Annotated in this window: 13 protein-coding genes and 2 pseudogenes; 11 read left to right on the top strand and 4 right to left on the bottom strand. The window is 69.3% G+C overall.

The annotated features are described in order from the left end of the window. Positions 1-212 precede the first annotated feature (212 nt). The 4 genes from C8N38_RS19330 (at position 213) to C8N38_RS19315 (ending at position 4,367) form a co-directional block, all read left to right on the top strand. Positions 213-1,553 carry a Hint domain-containing protein gene (locus tag C8N38_RS19330; RefSeq protein WP_108028772.1) on the top strand — a complete coding sequence of 447 codons (1,341 nt, stop codon included), beginning with the start codon at positions 213-215 and terminating at the stop codon, positions 1,551-1,553. A gap of 546 nt (positions 1,554-2,099) precedes the next feature. Beyond that, positions 2,100-2,921, top strand: a complete 822-nt coding sequence (locus C8N38_RS19325) for a cyclase family protein (protein ID WP_108028771.1) — start codon at positions 2,100-2,102, stop codon at positions 2,919-2,921. A 66-nt stretch (positions 2,922-2,987) separates the two neighbouring features. Beyond that, positions 2,988-3,392 (top strand): carboxymuconolactone decarboxylase family protein, encoded by a 405-nt coding sequence (locus tag C8N38_RS19320; RefSeq protein ID WP_108028770.1) that lies wholly within the window; start codon positions 2,988-2,990, stop codon positions 3,390-3,392. A 3-nt stretch (positions 3,393-3,395) separates the two neighbouring features. Continuing rightward, positions 3,396-4,367 (top strand): quinone oxidoreductase family protein, encoded by a 972-nt coding sequence (locus tag C8N38_RS19315; RefSeq protein WP_108028769.1) that lies wholly within the window; start codon positions 3,396-3,398, stop codon positions 4,365-4,367. Positions 4,368-4,389: 22 nt separating this feature from the next. Here the strand turns inward: C8N38_RS19315 and C8N38_RS19310 are convergent, their stop codons facing one another. The 3 genes from C8N38_RS19310 to C8N38_RS19300 form a co-directional block, all read right to left on the bottom strand. After that, positions 4,390-5,097, bottom strand: coding sequence for an RlmE family RNA methyltransferase (locus C8N38_RS19310; protein ID WP_108028768.1), 708 nt, complete (start codon positions 5,095-5,097; stop codon positions 4,390-4,392). A 79-nt stretch (positions 5,098-5,176) separates the two neighbouring features. Continuing rightward, positions 5,177-6,289 carry a Ppx/GppA phosphatase family protein gene (locus C8N38_RS19305; RefSeq protein ID WP_108028767.1) on the bottom strand — a complete coding sequence of 371 codons (1,113 nt, stop codon included), beginning with the start codon at positions 6,287-6,289 and terminating at the stop codon, positions 5,177-5,179. Between the two features lie 155 nt (positions 6,290-6,444). Continuing rightward, the gene (locus C8N38_RS19300; protein ID WP_108028766.1) at positions 6,445-7,116 is read right to left on the bottom strand and encodes a hypothetical protein; all 672 of its coding nucleotides are present in this window, start codon (positions 7,114-7,116) and stop codon (positions 6,445-6,447) included. 501 nt (positions 7,117-7,617) lie between these two features. On the opposite strand from C8N38_RS19300, the gene C8N38_RS19295 reads away from it, so the two are divergent. The 5 genes from C8N38_RS19295 (at position 7,618) to C8N38_RS19275 (ending at position 12,226) form a co-directional block, all read left to right on the top strand. Continuing rightward, positions 7,618-7,920: a virulence factor gene (locus C8N38_RS19295; protein ID WP_108028765.1), complete on the top strand. Its 303-nt coding sequence runs from the start codon at positions 7,618-7,620 to the stop codon at positions 7,918-7,920. A 20-nt stretch (positions 7,921-7,940) separates the two neighbouring features. Further along, a complete protein-coding gene (locus C8N38_RS19290; RefSeq protein WP_245895812.1) occupies positions 7,941-8,870 on the top strand; it encodes a methylenetetrahydrofolate reductase in 930 nt (309 codons plus the stop codon). Between the two features lie 8 nt (positions 8,871-8,878). Continuing rightward, entirely contained in the window at positions 8,879-9,829 is a 951-nt protein-coding gene (locus tag C8N38_RS19285; protein ID WP_108028763.1) for a methyltetrahydrofolate cobalamin methyltransferase, read from the top strand. A 63-nt stretch (positions 9,830-9,892) separates the two neighbouring features. Beyond that, positions 9,893-10,123, top strand: coding sequence for an N-(5'-phosphoribosyl)anthranilate isomerase (locus tag C8N38_RS19280; protein WP_108028762.1), 231 nt, complete (start codon positions 9,893-9,895; stop codon positions 10,121-10,123). A gap of 60 nt (positions 10,124-10,183) precedes the next feature. Beyond that, positions 10,184-12,226 (top strand): ASKHA domain-containing protein, encoded by a 2,043-nt coding sequence (locus tag C8N38_RS19275; RefSeq protein WP_108028761.1) that lies wholly within the window; start codon positions 10,184-10,186, stop codon positions 12,224-12,226. A gap of 63 nt (positions 12,227-12,289) precedes the next feature. Here C8N38_RS19275 and C8N38_RS22170 read toward each other — a convergent pair whose 3' ends face one another. Beyond that, complete coding sequence (locus C8N38_RS22170) at positions 12,290-12,421, bottom strand: hypothetical protein (protein WP_281258245.1); 132 nt, start codon at positions 12,419-12,421, stop codon at positions 12,290-12,292. Positions 12,422-12,459: 38 nt separating this feature from the next. On the opposite strand from C8N38_RS22170, the pseudogene C8N38_RS19270 reads away from it, so the two are divergent. Together C8N38_RS19270 and C8N38_RS19265 are read left to right on the top strand one after the other, a co-directional pair. After that, positions 12,460-12,654, top strand: a pseudogene (locus tag C8N38_RS19270) (IS5/IS1182 family transposase); the annotation flags it as partial. A 170-nt stretch (positions 12,655-12,824) separates the two neighbouring features. Then, a pseudogene (locus C8N38_RS19265) lies at positions 12,825-13,588 on the top strand (IS91 family transposase); the annotation flags it as partial. Between the last annotated feature and the right edge of the window lie 782 nt (positions 13,589-14,370).

The raw sequence follows: 14,370 nt of genomic DNA, 5'->3' as shown, positions 1-14,370 counted from the left end.
GATTAACTCCCGCAAAAGGCGATTGGTTTCAATATATTCGCGCACGACGCTCAGGCGGATTCTTGCCGGGGACCGCGCGGCCGCGGCAAGGCTCCGCCGTCCGGAATGGTGACGGACGCGGGGAACGAAGGAAACATTTCGCGAACAAATCAAACCCGTCTTAACACGCCCGCCCCTAAAGAGGACGCCGGGGGCCAGCAGAGGACGGACGCGTGGCGACACTCGAAGGCGACTGGACCGACAACAGCCTGACAGGCAGCGACGAGCCCGATCAGATCGAGGGGCACGAGGGCCACAACACGATTGATGGCGGCGGCGGCGGCGACAGCATCGACGGCGGGTCCGGCGATGACACGATCTCGGGCGGCGCGGGCAATGACTGCATCCTTGGCGGCGCGGGCGAGGACGTGGTCTATGCCGGACCGGGCGACGACTCCATCGACGGCGGCTCGCAGGACGACACGATCTTCGGCGACGACGGCAACGACGTGCTGCTGGGCGGGTCCGGCGACGACCAGCTGTTCGGCGGGGCGGGCGACGACTCCATCGATTCGACCTACGACAACGCCACGATCTTCGGCGGCGTCGGCAACGACACCATTCGCACCCAGTACGGCACCGCCTATGTCGATGGCGGCGCGGGCGACGACCAGATCTGGCTGGACGGCTATTCGGGCGGGGCCAAATACGTGGCCTTCGGCAAGGGCGCGGGCAGCGACTATGTGCACGACTTCAACCCCGAGATCGATTTCGTCCATATCGGCGATCTCAGCCCGGACGCCATCGTCATCACCCCGACCGAGGACAGCCGGATCTGGACGCTGAGCCTCGCGGGCGGGGACCCCGACGACAAGATGGTGCTGGACTGGTCCTTTTCCTGGAACGATGCCGTCACCGAAGACCAGATCCGGGCGCGGCTGGTCGGGTCGGACACCTATGCGCCGCCCGCCGATCTCAGCCTGCCCTGCTTTGCCGCCGGATCGCGCATCGCCACGCCCGACGGCCCGCGCCGGATCGAGCGGCTGAGGCCCGGCGATCTGGTCGAGACGCGCGACAACGGCCCGCGTCCGGTCAAAAGCCTGCTGCGCAGCCGCGTCGCCCCGCGCGAGATGGTGGCCAATGCCGCGCTCTGCCCGGTGCGGATCGCGGCGGGCGCGCTGGGGCCGGGGCAACCGGATCGGGCCATGCTGCTGTCGCGTCAGCACGGGGTGCTGATGCAGGCGCCGGACGGGCACGAGGTGATGGTGCGCGCCCGCCATCTGGCCGAGGAACTGGGTCTGGCCCGCCTGCAGCCCGCCCGGCGCAGCAACCCGCTTTTGTACCTGCATCTCTTTCTCGGCACGCATGAGCTTGTCTGCGTCGACGGGGTCTGGAGCGAGACACTTTTCATCGGTCCCGAATTGCGGCGGAGCGCCGGACCGCTTCGCCGTCTGTTCGGCGCCAAGCCCCTGCCCGCGACGGCCCGCCGGGTGCGCCCGCTGCTGACCCGCGCCCAGATCCGCGCCGCGGCCGGACCGCTGCGGCCGCCGGAAAACCGCACGCCTCCTGTCTGACGGCGGGACCGTCGCTCGCAAGCCCCGCATCGACCGGGGCGCACCGGAGCCTCGCCTCGCGCCCTCTGCGGATGATCGGACAAGACCGGGCGGGCCTGTCTGACGGCAGGATCGTTGCTCGCAAGCCGAGCATTTCCCGAGGGGTACCAAGACCTCGCCACGCGCCGTCCGCGGGTCGTCGGACAAGACCGGGCCGGTGCCCCCGGGGCTGAACGCGCGCCGGCCGGTCCGCCCGGCGCGCGGCCCAGAACGTGGCCCGACCCAAGGACCGACCCAAGGCCTGCGCCCTGGCCTGCCCCGACGCCTCACCCATCACCCGACCCGTCCCGTCGCGCCGGAAGGTGGCGGATCGCGCCCGGGCCGTCCGGCCCCGCCGCACGCCGGACCAAGGCGCCGTCTCCTCCGCCGCGAGCCGTCCCGCCAGCGGAAGGAACCCATCGAGACACCCCGGCAGAGCAGCGTGTTTGACAGATTTGCCAGCAGCTTACTAAGCTCTGCGCGAGGGTCGGCGGGACGGCTGGCCCCGGGAACAGGGAGATTTCCAACATGTGCGATATCTGCGTGATGACGGCGGTCAAGGACCGCATGCTGTCGCGGCGCGGCTTCTTCGCCGGGGCGGCGGGGGCCGGTCTGGCGGCGGCCGCCGGGCTGACCGCCTCGGCGCCCAGGGCGCTGGCGCAGGGCCATACGGCCGTGACCGACATGACCCATGAGCTGTCGGCCGACTTCCCCACCTTCTTCGGCGAACAGCAGTTCTTCTGGGACCAGAAGTTCAATTTCGCGGACCACGGCTTCAACCTCGCCGAATACCGGGTGAACGAACATACCGGCACCCATATCGACGCGCCGCTGCATTTCTCGGCCGATGGCGCGGCGGTGAACGAGATCGCGGTCGAAAACCTGGTAGCGCCACTGTGTGTGATCGACATCGCCGCCCGCGCCGCCGAGGATGCCGACACCACCCTGACCCCCGACGATATCCGCGCCTGGATCGCCGCCCATGGCGAGATCCCGCAGAATGCCTGCGTCGCGCTATTCTCGGGCTGGGGCGAGAAGGCCAGCGGCCCGGGCTTTCGCAATGCCGATGCCAAGGGCGTCCAGCATTATCCGGGCTTCCACCCCGAAGCCGCGAAGATGCTGATCGAGGAAACTGGCGCGGCCTCGATCGGGTCCGACACGCTGTCGCTCGATCCGGGCAACTCGCCCGATTTCGCGACCCATTACGCCTGGCTGCCCTCGGGGCGGTTCGGCATCGAATGCCTGGCCAATCTTGACCGGATGCCCGCGGTGGGCGCGACGCTGGTGATCGGCGCGCCCAAGCACAAGGGCGGCACCGGCGGGCCCGCGCGGATCTTCGCGCTGGTCTGAGCCCTCTTTCCCGCCGCTTCGGCCCCCTGGACCGGAGCGGCCCCTTCCCCAACCCAAGGAGACCCGATGGCCACGGTGAAGATCTGGAGCGACGCGGAGGCCGAGGCCGACCCGCGCGTCAAGGCGGTGTTCGACGACATCCGCGCCACCCGCAAGACCGATTTCGTGAACAATGTCTGGCGCGCGCTGGCCGGCCAGCCGGCGGTGCTGGAAACGACCTGGGCGCAGGTCAAGGCGGTGATGGCGACCGAAAGCGCGCTCGACCCGCTGACCAAGGAGCTGATCTACATGGCGGTCTCGGTCGCCAATGGCTGTTCCTATTGCGCCCATTCCCATACCGCCGGGGCGCGGGCCAAGGGCATGACCGAGGCCCAGTATCAGGATTTTCTGGCGGTCATCGGGCTGGCGTCGCAGACCAATGCCCTGGTCACCTCGCTGCAGGTGCCGGTCGATCCCGAATTCGAGGTCTGAGCCATGGACAAGGCCATCATCGCCCGCGCGCCGGGCGGCCCCGAGGCGCTCGACTGGGTCGACTGGACCCCGCCCGCCCCCGGCCACGGCGAAGTGCTGGTCCGGCACGGCGCGGTCGGGCTGAATTTCATCGACACCTATTTCCGCTCGGGCCTCTACCCCTGGCCGGGCGAAATCCTGATCCCCGGCAGCGAGGCCGCGGGCCGGATCGAGGCGGTCGGTTCCGGGGTCGAGGGGCTCACGGTCGGCCAGCGCGTGGCCTATACGACGCGCACCGGCGCCTGCTGCACCGCGCGGGTGCTGCCCGCGGACCGGCTGGTGCCCCTGCCCGACGCGATCCCGGACGAGATCGCGGCCTCGATCATGCTGAAGGGGCTGACCGCGCAGTATCTGATGACCTCGAGCTTTCCGGTCCGCGAAGGCCAGACCGTGCTGGTTCATGCGGCGGCCGGGGGCGTCGGTCTTCTGCTGGGGCAATGGCTGGCGGCGAAGGGTGTCAGGGCGATCGGCACGGCGGGCGGGCCCGAAAAGACGGCGCTTGCGCGTGCCCATGGCTATGCCGAGGTGATCGACTACCGCGCGGGCGATTTCGTGGCGCCGGTGATGGCCGCGACCGATGGGCTTGGCGTCGATGCGGTCTATGACAGCGTCGGTCAGGACACCTGGCGCGGCTCGCTCGCCTGCCTGAAACCGCGCGGCATGTTCGTGAGCTTCGGCCAGTCCTCGGGCCTGCCCGACGGCTTTCGCCTGTCGGATCTGGCCAAGGGCAGCCTGTCGGCGACGCGGCCCGTGCTGTTCGATTTCATCGCCGATCCGGCCGAGCTTCGCACCCGCGCGGCCGAGCTGTTCGCGGCGGTGGCCGAGGGCACGCTGACGCCCCGGGTCGGGAAAACCTGGCCGCTGGCCGAGACGGCCGAAGCCCATCGCGCGCTTGAATCCCGCGCCACCACCGGGGCGACGGTGCTCTTGCCGTAGCTTGTGCGCCGGGCTCCGGGGATCAGCCCCGGAACCCGGTCGCGACCACGAATTTCTCGGAACTGTCCGACCGGCTTGCGGGCGGCTTGACATTGGCGACCTTGTCGAAGCGTTGCTTCAGCAGGGTCTGCAACCCGCCCTCGGCCCCCCCCGCCAGAACCTTGGCGACGAAGGTGCCGCCTTCGTCCAGCACGTCGAAGGCCAGCGCCGCCGCCGCCTCGCAGAGCGCGATGATCCGCAAATGGTCGGTCTGCTTGTGCCCCGAGGACGCCGCGGCCATGTCGCTCATCACCACATCGGCGCGGCCCCCGAGCCAGCCCTTGACCAGCTCGTCGGCATCGTCGGCCAGAAAATCCAGCTGATGCAGCTCGGCCCCGGCGATGGGCTCGACCTCCTGCAGATCGACCCCCAGAACGGTGCCGACGGCCTTGCCCGATTTCTCGCCCAAGGCATTGACCCGCTTGACCGCCACCTGGCACCAGCCGCCCGGCGCACAGCCCAGATCGACGACCCGCGCGCCCGGCACCAGAAACCGGTACTTGTCATCCAGCTCGAGGATCTTGAAGGCCGCACGCCCGCGATAGCCCTCGGCCCGGGCCCGCTTGACATAAGGGTCGTTCAGCTGCCGCTCCAGCCAGCGCGTCGAGGACAGCCGCCGCCCGCGGGCGGTCTTGACCTTGACCTTCAGGTCGCGCTGTCCGCGCCCGCTCGATCCCTTCTTCTCCGTCATCCCGGCCTTCGTTCTTCTTCTTGGCAAAAATACCCAGACGCGACATCTGCCCCAGCCGGGCCGCGGCAGCAAGGGCGCATCAGAAGGGGCCTTCCTCCAGCACCCCGTCCGCGCTCATCTGCGCATAAAGCAGCCCCTCGCGCAGCCCGCGATCGGCAACCGACATCCGGTCGGTCGGCCAGACCCGCATCAAGGCCTGCAGGATCGCCGCCCCCGACATGATCAGCGCATGGCGGTCGCGCCCGATCCTCGGATCGGCCCGCCGCCCCTCGGGGCCAAGCTCCAGATACCGCCGGATCACCTCGTCGATCTGCCCCGACGTCATGCGCAGCCCGTCGACCTTGGTCCGGTCATAACGCCTGAGGCCCAGATGGCTCGCCGCCACGGTCGTCACCGTGCCCGAGGTGCCGATGATCTGGAAGCCGTCCTTGGTCTGCTCGGCGGCATAGGGCGAGAAATTGGCCAGGTTCTCCTCGAAGAACCAGCTCATCAGCGCGAACCGCGCGTGATCGTCCTCGACATCGTCGAACTGTTCCTTCAGCGTCGCGACCCCCAGCGGCACCGAGATCCAGTCGACGACGCGCGCGGCCGGAAACGGCCCGGTGTCGCTGTGAAAGCCCGCATGCAGCCGCATGATCGCCCGCGGCCGGTCGGCGCGCGGCACCATCGACAGGTCGATCCAGACCAGCTCGGTCGAGCCGCCGCCGATATCGACCACCAGCAACTGTTCGGTCTTGGTCGAGACCAGCGGCGCGCAGGACACGACCGCCAGCCGCGCCTCTTCCTCGGGCTGGATGATTTCCAGCCGCAGCCCGGTCTCGCGCCGCACCAGCTTGATGAACTCGCGCGCATTGACGGCGCGGCGGCAGGCCTCGGTCGCCACCAGCCGCATGCGTTCGACCTGGTGCTTTTCCAGCTTGCCCTTGCAGACCCTCAGCGCCTGGACCGTCCGCGCGATCGAGGCACGGCTGAGACGCCCCGACCCCTCGAGGCCGGTGCCCAGCTGGACAGACTTGGAAAAGCTGTCCACCACATGGAACTGACTGCCCTTGGGTTGGGCAATCAGCATACGACAACTGTTCGTTCCGAGATCCAGAGCGGCGTAAAGCGCTGCAGGATCAGGCGGAACTGGCGCGGGGGTCTCTACCGCCTTGGGAAACGCGCCCGCACCATTCGGACGCTTGGGCGCCATAGGATCGCCCTCCAATCGAGTTGGGTGCAGGGTAGCGGGCCGGGGGCGTTCGCGCAATGGCGCAGATCGCTCCCGGGCGCCGCCATGCCCCCCTCCCGTCCCGATCCGGGGGGACACCCGCCTCCGCGACGATGGCCGCGCGAAGACGGGAACGGTCAGGACCGGCGGCGCGACAGCGCTCCGAACCCGGCCATCGCGGCCAGCAGGAAGGCAGCGCTCGGCATCAGCGGGACCGGCAGCGGATCGTCGGGGTGAACGCCGGGGCCGCCCCCGATATCGTCGCCGCCCGTTCCGTTTTCTCCGGCGCCGCCACTTTGGCCGGACCCGTCGGCTGCGGGGTCAGAACGATGGCGCCCGCCGGTGCCGCCGCTGACGGCGCTGGGCGCCGCCCAGGGCAGCGCCGCGTGACCGTCCCCGCCGCCCCGCCGTCCCGAGCCCAGGGGATCGGGCCAGAACGCGGTGTCGGTCCCGGCGTCGGCCCGGGCAAAGAGGTTGGGCCGCGGCGGGAAGTCCCGCGCCCCCGCATTCGCGGCCAGCGCGGCGGGCATCATCAGCGCACAGGCAGGCGTCACCCCGGCCGCGGCATGGCGGCAAACGCTGACGCCAAGCGGAATGGCCACCTCGGCCGCGGCACGGCGGTCGGCCGGGCCGTCGGCCCGCCGGACGGGCGTGCGGTCGACAATCAGCAACGGATGCCCGGGCACCGCGCCCGCGACCATCATACGTCCGCCCTCCGGCGCCAGGGTCGATGCCGGGGCCATGCCGCCCGCCAGCGCCAGAACCAGCCCCGCGACCGTTCCGATTGCCCCTGCCCGATCCGCTTTCATTGTTCTGTCCTTTTCCGCCGGCTGCCACTGCGCCGACCCTTTGCCAAGACCCGGGAGCGGCCGGTTTTTCCGGCCTCGGCCCGCGACACCGAAATTATGGCGCAGCCCCGATCTCCTTTGGACCAGAAAAAGGCGTATTCTTTTGAGAATTTCAAGCAATTCCGAGATATTAACCATTTTTTCCAGTTGACCTTAGGACAATTCCAGCATCATGCGCCGATTGTTTCCACATCAACCGGGACCAGTGCCGCGCCCAGAGGCGCCCGCGGCAGTGGATGGCCGTTTCGGGCCTCCGCCGCCCGCTCCTTAGGGTCATCGGCCCGGGACGGCCCCGCCTCTGCCACACGGACCGGCCGAAACCGCGCGGAAGGGGACCACAAATGGGGCCGGACCGACGCGCGATCCGGGCCGAGGTCGCAACGCGCGTCCATCCTGTCGAAATCCGCCTCCGGCGCGGCCCGGGGCCGGATTAGAACCGACTCAGGCAAGAAAGGGAATCGGATGCCCGAGCTCGTCATCGTCTACTGGCGCGACATACCGGCGCAGGTGATCGTGGGCCGGGGCCGCCGGGCCGCGAAGCGGGTGCTGCCCGAGCGGTTCGAGCAGGCGATCGACCGCTGTGCGATGCAGGTGGGCGCCAAGGACAGCGACGCCTATCTGGCCGAATGGCGCCGGTCCGAGCCCGTCGCGTATGACGGCGACCCCGACGCCCTGGCCGATGCCGAGGCGGCGCGGATCGAGGCCGACTACGATGCGGGCCGCCTGAAGGATCTGATTGCCGCTGCCGGCTGGCAACGGGCATGAACAGGCTGCGGGAGAGGGTAATGGCACTGCTGAACTTCAGAAAAAGCGACAGGGTCGCGCAAGGGGCCGCGGGCACGCGTGCCGGACCGCTGGCCGAGTTCGTCCGCGGCTATTCGATCGAGGTCATGCCGAAGACGGCCGCCAGGATCGCCGATTTCCGCGCGCTGCTGCCCGCGGGCACCCGGGTCTATATCGCCCATCTGGACGGCACCCCGATCGAGGACATGGTCGCGACCGCCCGGCGCCTGACCGACGAGGGATTTGTGGCGATGCCGCATTTCGCGGCGCGCTCGATCCCCGACACCGCGACGCTTTCGGACTGGATCGCGCGCTATGCGGGCGAGGCCGGGGTCACCCAGGGGCTGATCCTGGCGGGCGGGATTTCCGAGCCGCGCGGCGCGCTGCATTCGTCGATGCAGCTTCTGGAAACCGGGCTGTTCGACAAGGCGGGCTTTACCGATCTGCATGTCGCGGGCCATCCTGAGGGCAGCCGCGACATCGACCCGGACGGGTCGGACCGCAACATGATGGCGGCGCTCGGCTGGAAGCAGGCCTTTGCCGCGCGCACCGATGCGCAGATGGCCATCGTCACCCAGTTCGCTTTCGACGCCGGACCGGTGATCGCCTGGGCCGAGCGGGTGCGGGCGCAGGGCGTCGATCTGCCGATCCATATCGGCGTGGCGGGACCGGCCAAGCTGCAGACCCTCGTGAAATACGCCATCGCCTGCGGCGTCGGCCCGTCGCTGGCAGTGCTGCAGCGGCGCGCGCGCGATGTCAGCAAGCTGGTGCTGCCCTTCACGCCCGATGCCTTCCTGTCGGATCTGGCGGCGGCGGCCGCGCAGGACCCCGATTTCCCGATCCAGAACGTGCATTTCTTCCCGCTTGGCGGGATCGCGACCAACACCCGGTGGCTGGCCGAGCATGGCCTTGCCCCCGCCCAGGACGCCTGAGGAGTTCCATGACCCGTACCGTGCTCGAGTCCAAGTCCAAGACCGTCGTGATCGGTTTCGACGAACCGTTCTGCGTGATCGGCGAACGCATCAACCCGACCGGCCGCAAGAAGCTAGCGGCCGAACTGGAGGCGGGCGATTTCTCGACCGTCGAGAAGGACGCGCTCGAACAGGTAGCCTGCGGGGCCATGGTGCTCGATGTCAATGCCGGGGTGGTCTACAACTCGAACCCCAACCCGAACGAGACCGAACCGCCGCTGATGCGCCGGATGATCGAGCTGGTCCAGGGGCTGGTCGACGCGCCGCTCTGCATCGATTCCTCGGTGCCCGCGGCGCTGGAGGCCGGTCTTGCCGCGGCCCAGGGGCGGCCGCTTCTGAACTCGGTCACCGGCGAAGAGGAGCGGATGGAGCGCGTCCTGCCGCTGGTCAAGAAATACAACGTGCCGGTGGTGGCGATCTCGAACGACGACACCGGCATTTCCGAGGACCCGGACGTGCGCTTCGAGGTGGCCCGGAAGATCGTCCAGCGCGCGGCAGATTTCGGCATTCCGGCCCATGACATCGTGGTCGATCCGCTGGTGATGCCGGTCGGTGCGATGGCCAGCGCCGGCCAGCAGGTCTTTGCGCTGGTGCGGCGCCTGCGCGACGAGCTGGGGGTCAACACCACCTGCGGGGCCTCGAACATCTCCTTCGGACTGCCGCATCGCCATGGCATCAACGCGGCCTTCCTGCCGATGGCGATCGGCGCCGGGATGACCTCGGCGATCATGAACCCGGTCCGGCCTGTCGAGATGGAGGCGGTGCGTGCCGCCAACCTGCTGATGAATCACGATGCCAACGGGGCGGAATGGATCCGCTTCTCGCGCGTGCTGGACGCGGTTGCCGAAGGGGCAAGCTTTGCCGACGCCTCGCAGGCGGCGGCCCCCGCGGGCGGCGGACGCCGGCGGCGGCGCGGCTGAGACCCGGGGCGGGGACAGAATAGGTAAGAGGTTTTTAACCATGAAGACCGCAGACTTGGGCGCATGGACGTCGCTGCCCGCCGCTCTGTTCCCGACAGCTGGATCGCCTCGGTCTTCTCGGCTCAGGCGGTGGCCAAGGGCGGCGTCGTGCGCCGCTGGCGGCGCTGGGTCGAACGCGAGATCGGGATGGACCGTTTCGTGGCCGAGGTCCGGCGGCGCGGCTTTCACATGGTCGAATGCGGCGGCCAGCTCATCGTCATCTGCAACCCCCATGGCCTGCGCGTCATCTGCTGACCGACGCGCTTGCCCGTCCCGCGCCCGATTTTTCGCAGAAAAATCGCGGCCCCTGCCCCGATGACCCGCGAGATGCCGCGCGTCGTCTTCACCCCCTCGGGCAAACGCGGCCAGGTGCCCGCCGGGACGACGGTCCTCGAGGCCGCCCGTCAGCTGGGCGTCGATCTCGACAGCGTCTGCGGCGGCCGCGGCATCTGCTCGAAATGCCAGATCTCGCCCGGCCGCGGCGCATTCCCCAAACATGGCCTGACCGTCGCCGAGGATGCCCTCTCGCCGGTCAACGACGTCGAGCGCCGCTATGACGAAAAGCGCGGCCTCGCGCCGGGTCGGCGGCTGGGCTGTCAGGCCCGGATCCTCGCCGATGTGGTAATCGACGTGCCGCCCGAAAGCCAGCTCCATCGCCAGGTCGTCCGCAAGGCCGCCGAGGTCCGCGCGGTCGCGACCGATCCGGCGACCCGGCTCTGCCTGGTCGAGGTCGCCGAGCCCGACCTGCACGCCCCCTCGGGCGATCTGCAAAGGCTCAACGCGGCCCTTGCCGACCAGTGGGGCCTGCCGCCCGCGGCCTGTCCGCTCTCGGTGCTGTCCCGGCTGCAACCGGCGCTTCGAAAGGGCGGCTGGACGGTCACCGTCGCCCTGCACCGGGGCGTCTCGGGCCCCGAGATCCTCGACATCTGGCCGGGCTTCTTCGAGGCCCCCCTCTGCGGCCTGGCGATCGACCTCGGCTCGACCACCATCGCGCTGCATCTGACCGATCTGGGGACCGGCGACGTGATCGCCTCGTCCGGCGCGATGAACCCGCAGATCCGCTTTGGCGAGGATCTGATGAGCCGGGTCTCTTACGCCATGATGAATCCCGGCGGCGCGGCCGAGATGACGGCGGCCGTCCGCGCCACGCTGGACGGCCTTGCCGCCGGCATCGCCGCCGAGGCCGGGGTCGACCCGCGCCGCATCGTCGAGGCGGCGCTGGTCGGCAATCCGGTCATGCATCACCTGCTGCTGGGCATCGACCCGGTCGAACTGGGCCAGGCGCCCTTCGCGCTGGCCACCTCCGAGGCCGCGACGCTTCCGGCGGCCGCGCTTGGCCTCGGGTCGATCAATCCCGAGGCGCGGGCCTATCTGCTGCCGCTGATCGCGGGCCATGTCGGCGCCGACGCCGCCGCCGTCGCGCTGAGCGAGGCGCCCGAGACCTCGGACGACCTGACGCTGATCGTCGATGTCGGCACCAATGCCGAGATCCTGCTGGGCGACCGGACCCGGGTGCTGGCCTGTTCCTCGCCCACCGGTCCCGCCTTCGAGGGCGCGCAGATCAGCGCGGGCCAGCGCGCCGCCCCCGGCGCGATCGAGAGGGTGCGGATCGACCCCGAAACCAAGGAGCCGCGGTTTCGCGTGATCGGCTGCGAGCTCTGGTCGGACGATCCGGGCTTTGCCGCGGCGGTCGGCCCGGCCGGGGTAACCGGCATCTGCGGCTCTGGCATCATCGAGGCGGTGGCCGAGATGCGCATGGCTGGCCTTGTCGATGGCTCGGGCCTGATCGGCTCGGCGGCGCAGACCGGATCGGACCGCTGTCGCCCCGAGGGCCGGACCCAGTCCTATCTGCTGCTGGACGGCGCCGCCTCTGGCGGGCGCGACATCGCCGTGACCCAGGGCGATATACGGGCGATCCAGCTTGCGAAATCCGCGCTTTACGCGGGCGCGCGCCTGCTGATGGACCGCCGCGGCGTCGACCGGGTCGACCGGGTGGTGCTGGCCGGGGCCTTTGGCGCCCATATCAGCCCGCTGCATGCCATGGTGCTGGGCATGATCCCCGATGTGCCGCTCGACCGGGTCCGCTCGGCCGGAAACGCGGCCGGGACCGGCGCGCGGATTGCGCTGTGTTCGGTCGCGGCACGGCGTCTGATCGAAGAGAACGTGCGCCGCATCGAGAAGGTCGAAACCGCCATCGAGCCCCGGTTCCAGGACCATTTCGTGGCCGCGAACGCCCTGCCCCATGCCTCGGACCCGTTCCCCGAACTGGCCCGTATCGCGCCGCTGCCAAGGGTGGATTTCAACACCGGCGGCAGCCGGGGCGAGGGTGAAGGCCGACGGCGGCGGCGGCCGCGCTAGGCGCGGCGCCCGTCAGATCCCCCGCTCGTCCAGGAAGGTGCGGATGCGCGCCATGCAGGGCTGTCAGGCCGGATCGTAATCGGCCAGGACGTGGTTGCGGCGGGGCAGCGGCACGAAGGTCGTCCCGGGGATCTCGGCCGCGATCAGCCGCCCCTGCTCGACCCAAAACCGCTGGTCGTTGGCGGCGTGCACCACGATCGTCGGGGCCTTGAGACCTAGTCGGCCCCCCCCAATACGGGATCTCGATGAAGCTCAGAAAGAAAGTCGAGAGGCTCTTCGCGCATCTCAAGCGTATCCTCGGCCTCCGAAGACACCGATTGCGCGGTCCATGCGGTGCAAATGACGAATTCCTGCCCGCCGCCACCGCCCAAGACCTCCGGAAGCCGGCGAAGCTCTTTCCCGCGCCGCGGAAACTGTCAACCGCCTGATATCAAGCAAGTTCGCGCCTCGATCAGGTCCCGATTTCCGCACCAGCAACACGGAGTTTTCCCACAGGATCGGCGGAGGGACCAAGCCGCTCCGCGGCAAGGGCGCCTTTGGCTGGCGCAGTCCGTCATTTCAGTGTTTTTCCATGTGGCCGACCTTTCCGGGCTGACGATTGAGCAGCGTGCTCCATACCTGGGGTTCAGCGCTCACCCACCATCCCCACGTCCACATGATCGTCCCCGGCGGCGGCCTGTCGCCCGACGGCACGAGGTGGACCGCCTGCCACCCCGGGTGCTTTCTCCATGTGCGGGTGCCGTCGCGGCTGTTTCGACGCCTGTTTCTGGAACGGCTGAGGGAACTGCACCGCGCCGGTCAGTTGGCTTTCCTCGGCGCATCGGCCGAGTTGCCAACGCGAACACCTTCACCGCGTGGCGCGCCCCGTTCCGAAAATCCGAATGGGGGGTCTGTGCCAAACCACCCTTCGGCGGCCCCGAGGCCATTCTGGCGTATCTCGGCGACACGCACCGGGTCGCCATCTCCAGCGCGCACATGGTCAGCGCGGATGCCGACACCCTGGCCTTCCGCTGGACGGATTACCGCATCAAATCCGGCGACCGGCAGAAGCTGATGCGGCTGGCCACGCCGGAGTTCATCCGCAGGTTCCTGATCCACGTCCTGCCGGACGGCTTCCACCGCATCCGGCCCCACGGGATGCTCGCCAGCGCCGCCCGCAAGGCCAACATCTCAAGGATCCGCGCCTTGCTCGGTGTGCAGCGGCCTGAACACCCCGCCGTGCCGGAAACTCGCACCGAGATCGCGCCGCCCCCCTGCGCGAGCCATGCCCTTGCGGCGGCGGCCCCATGCACATCATCGAGATATTCCGGCGCGGAAAAAAAACCGATGTCACGCGCACCACCGGGGGACCAAGCCGCATGACATATCGCCTGTCATCCATTTCGGAACGCCACCGGTCGCAATCCGCAGACCCGAACCGGACAACGTGCGCCCGTTCGTTTCCAGCGCGGCACAGGGCGGCACGGGGCGGCAGCAACTCCGAAACGCGCCGCCTTGTCGAGACTGACCTGCCGGGTCTACGACCATGTCGGGCGCCTGGCTCGCCATCAGCCGCACCCCGGCTGCTGCCGTCGCCGCGTCCGTCCGCGCACTTTCCCATAGCCCGATCCAGGACCCTCGCGGCTTCCTCCCTCCGAGGTTTGTCACCGCGGGCCGAGCCGCGCGGGCATCCCACCGTCACGCAGCGGCCCGCGTCGAAAAACTACAGGAAGCCGGACTTTCGCTGCAGTCCGAACCGATGACCGCTGTGCTGACTGGATCCTTTGCGAGACGCGCTGCGCCGACCGGGGGGCCGGGACTGCAGGCCGTGTTTCCGGCGATGGTGTTATGGGCGCGGATGGGGGGGCTTCACACGTTGACCGGGTCGGGCGCGCGGCGTTGGCAAGGACTGCGGGGGCCGAAGAATGCCTGCCGCCAGCGCCGAAGACGCAAAAGGGCTTCCGGGGGAGGAGCGCCGTCGCTGAGAACAGAGCCAGCTTGAAATGCCACGGCATCAAGCGACTGCAGTCCGTCGCGGCGCTGTTGCGCAAATCAGCTGACGACCGCAGTTCCCCTTTCCCCGGACACACTTATCCCATGGCCACGGTGAGCGGGATGCCGAGCGCCGTGAAGCGGTTGAGGACCGCCGCCCGGATCTGGACTTC

The organism is Rhodovulum kholense, assembly GCF_003053725.1.
Classification (GTDB): domain Bacteria; phylum Pseudomonadota; class Alphaproteobacteria; order Rhodobacterales; family Rhodobacteraceae; genus Rhodovulum; species Rhodovulum kholense.
This window is presented reverse-complemented; position numbering and strand designations above follow the sequence as displayed.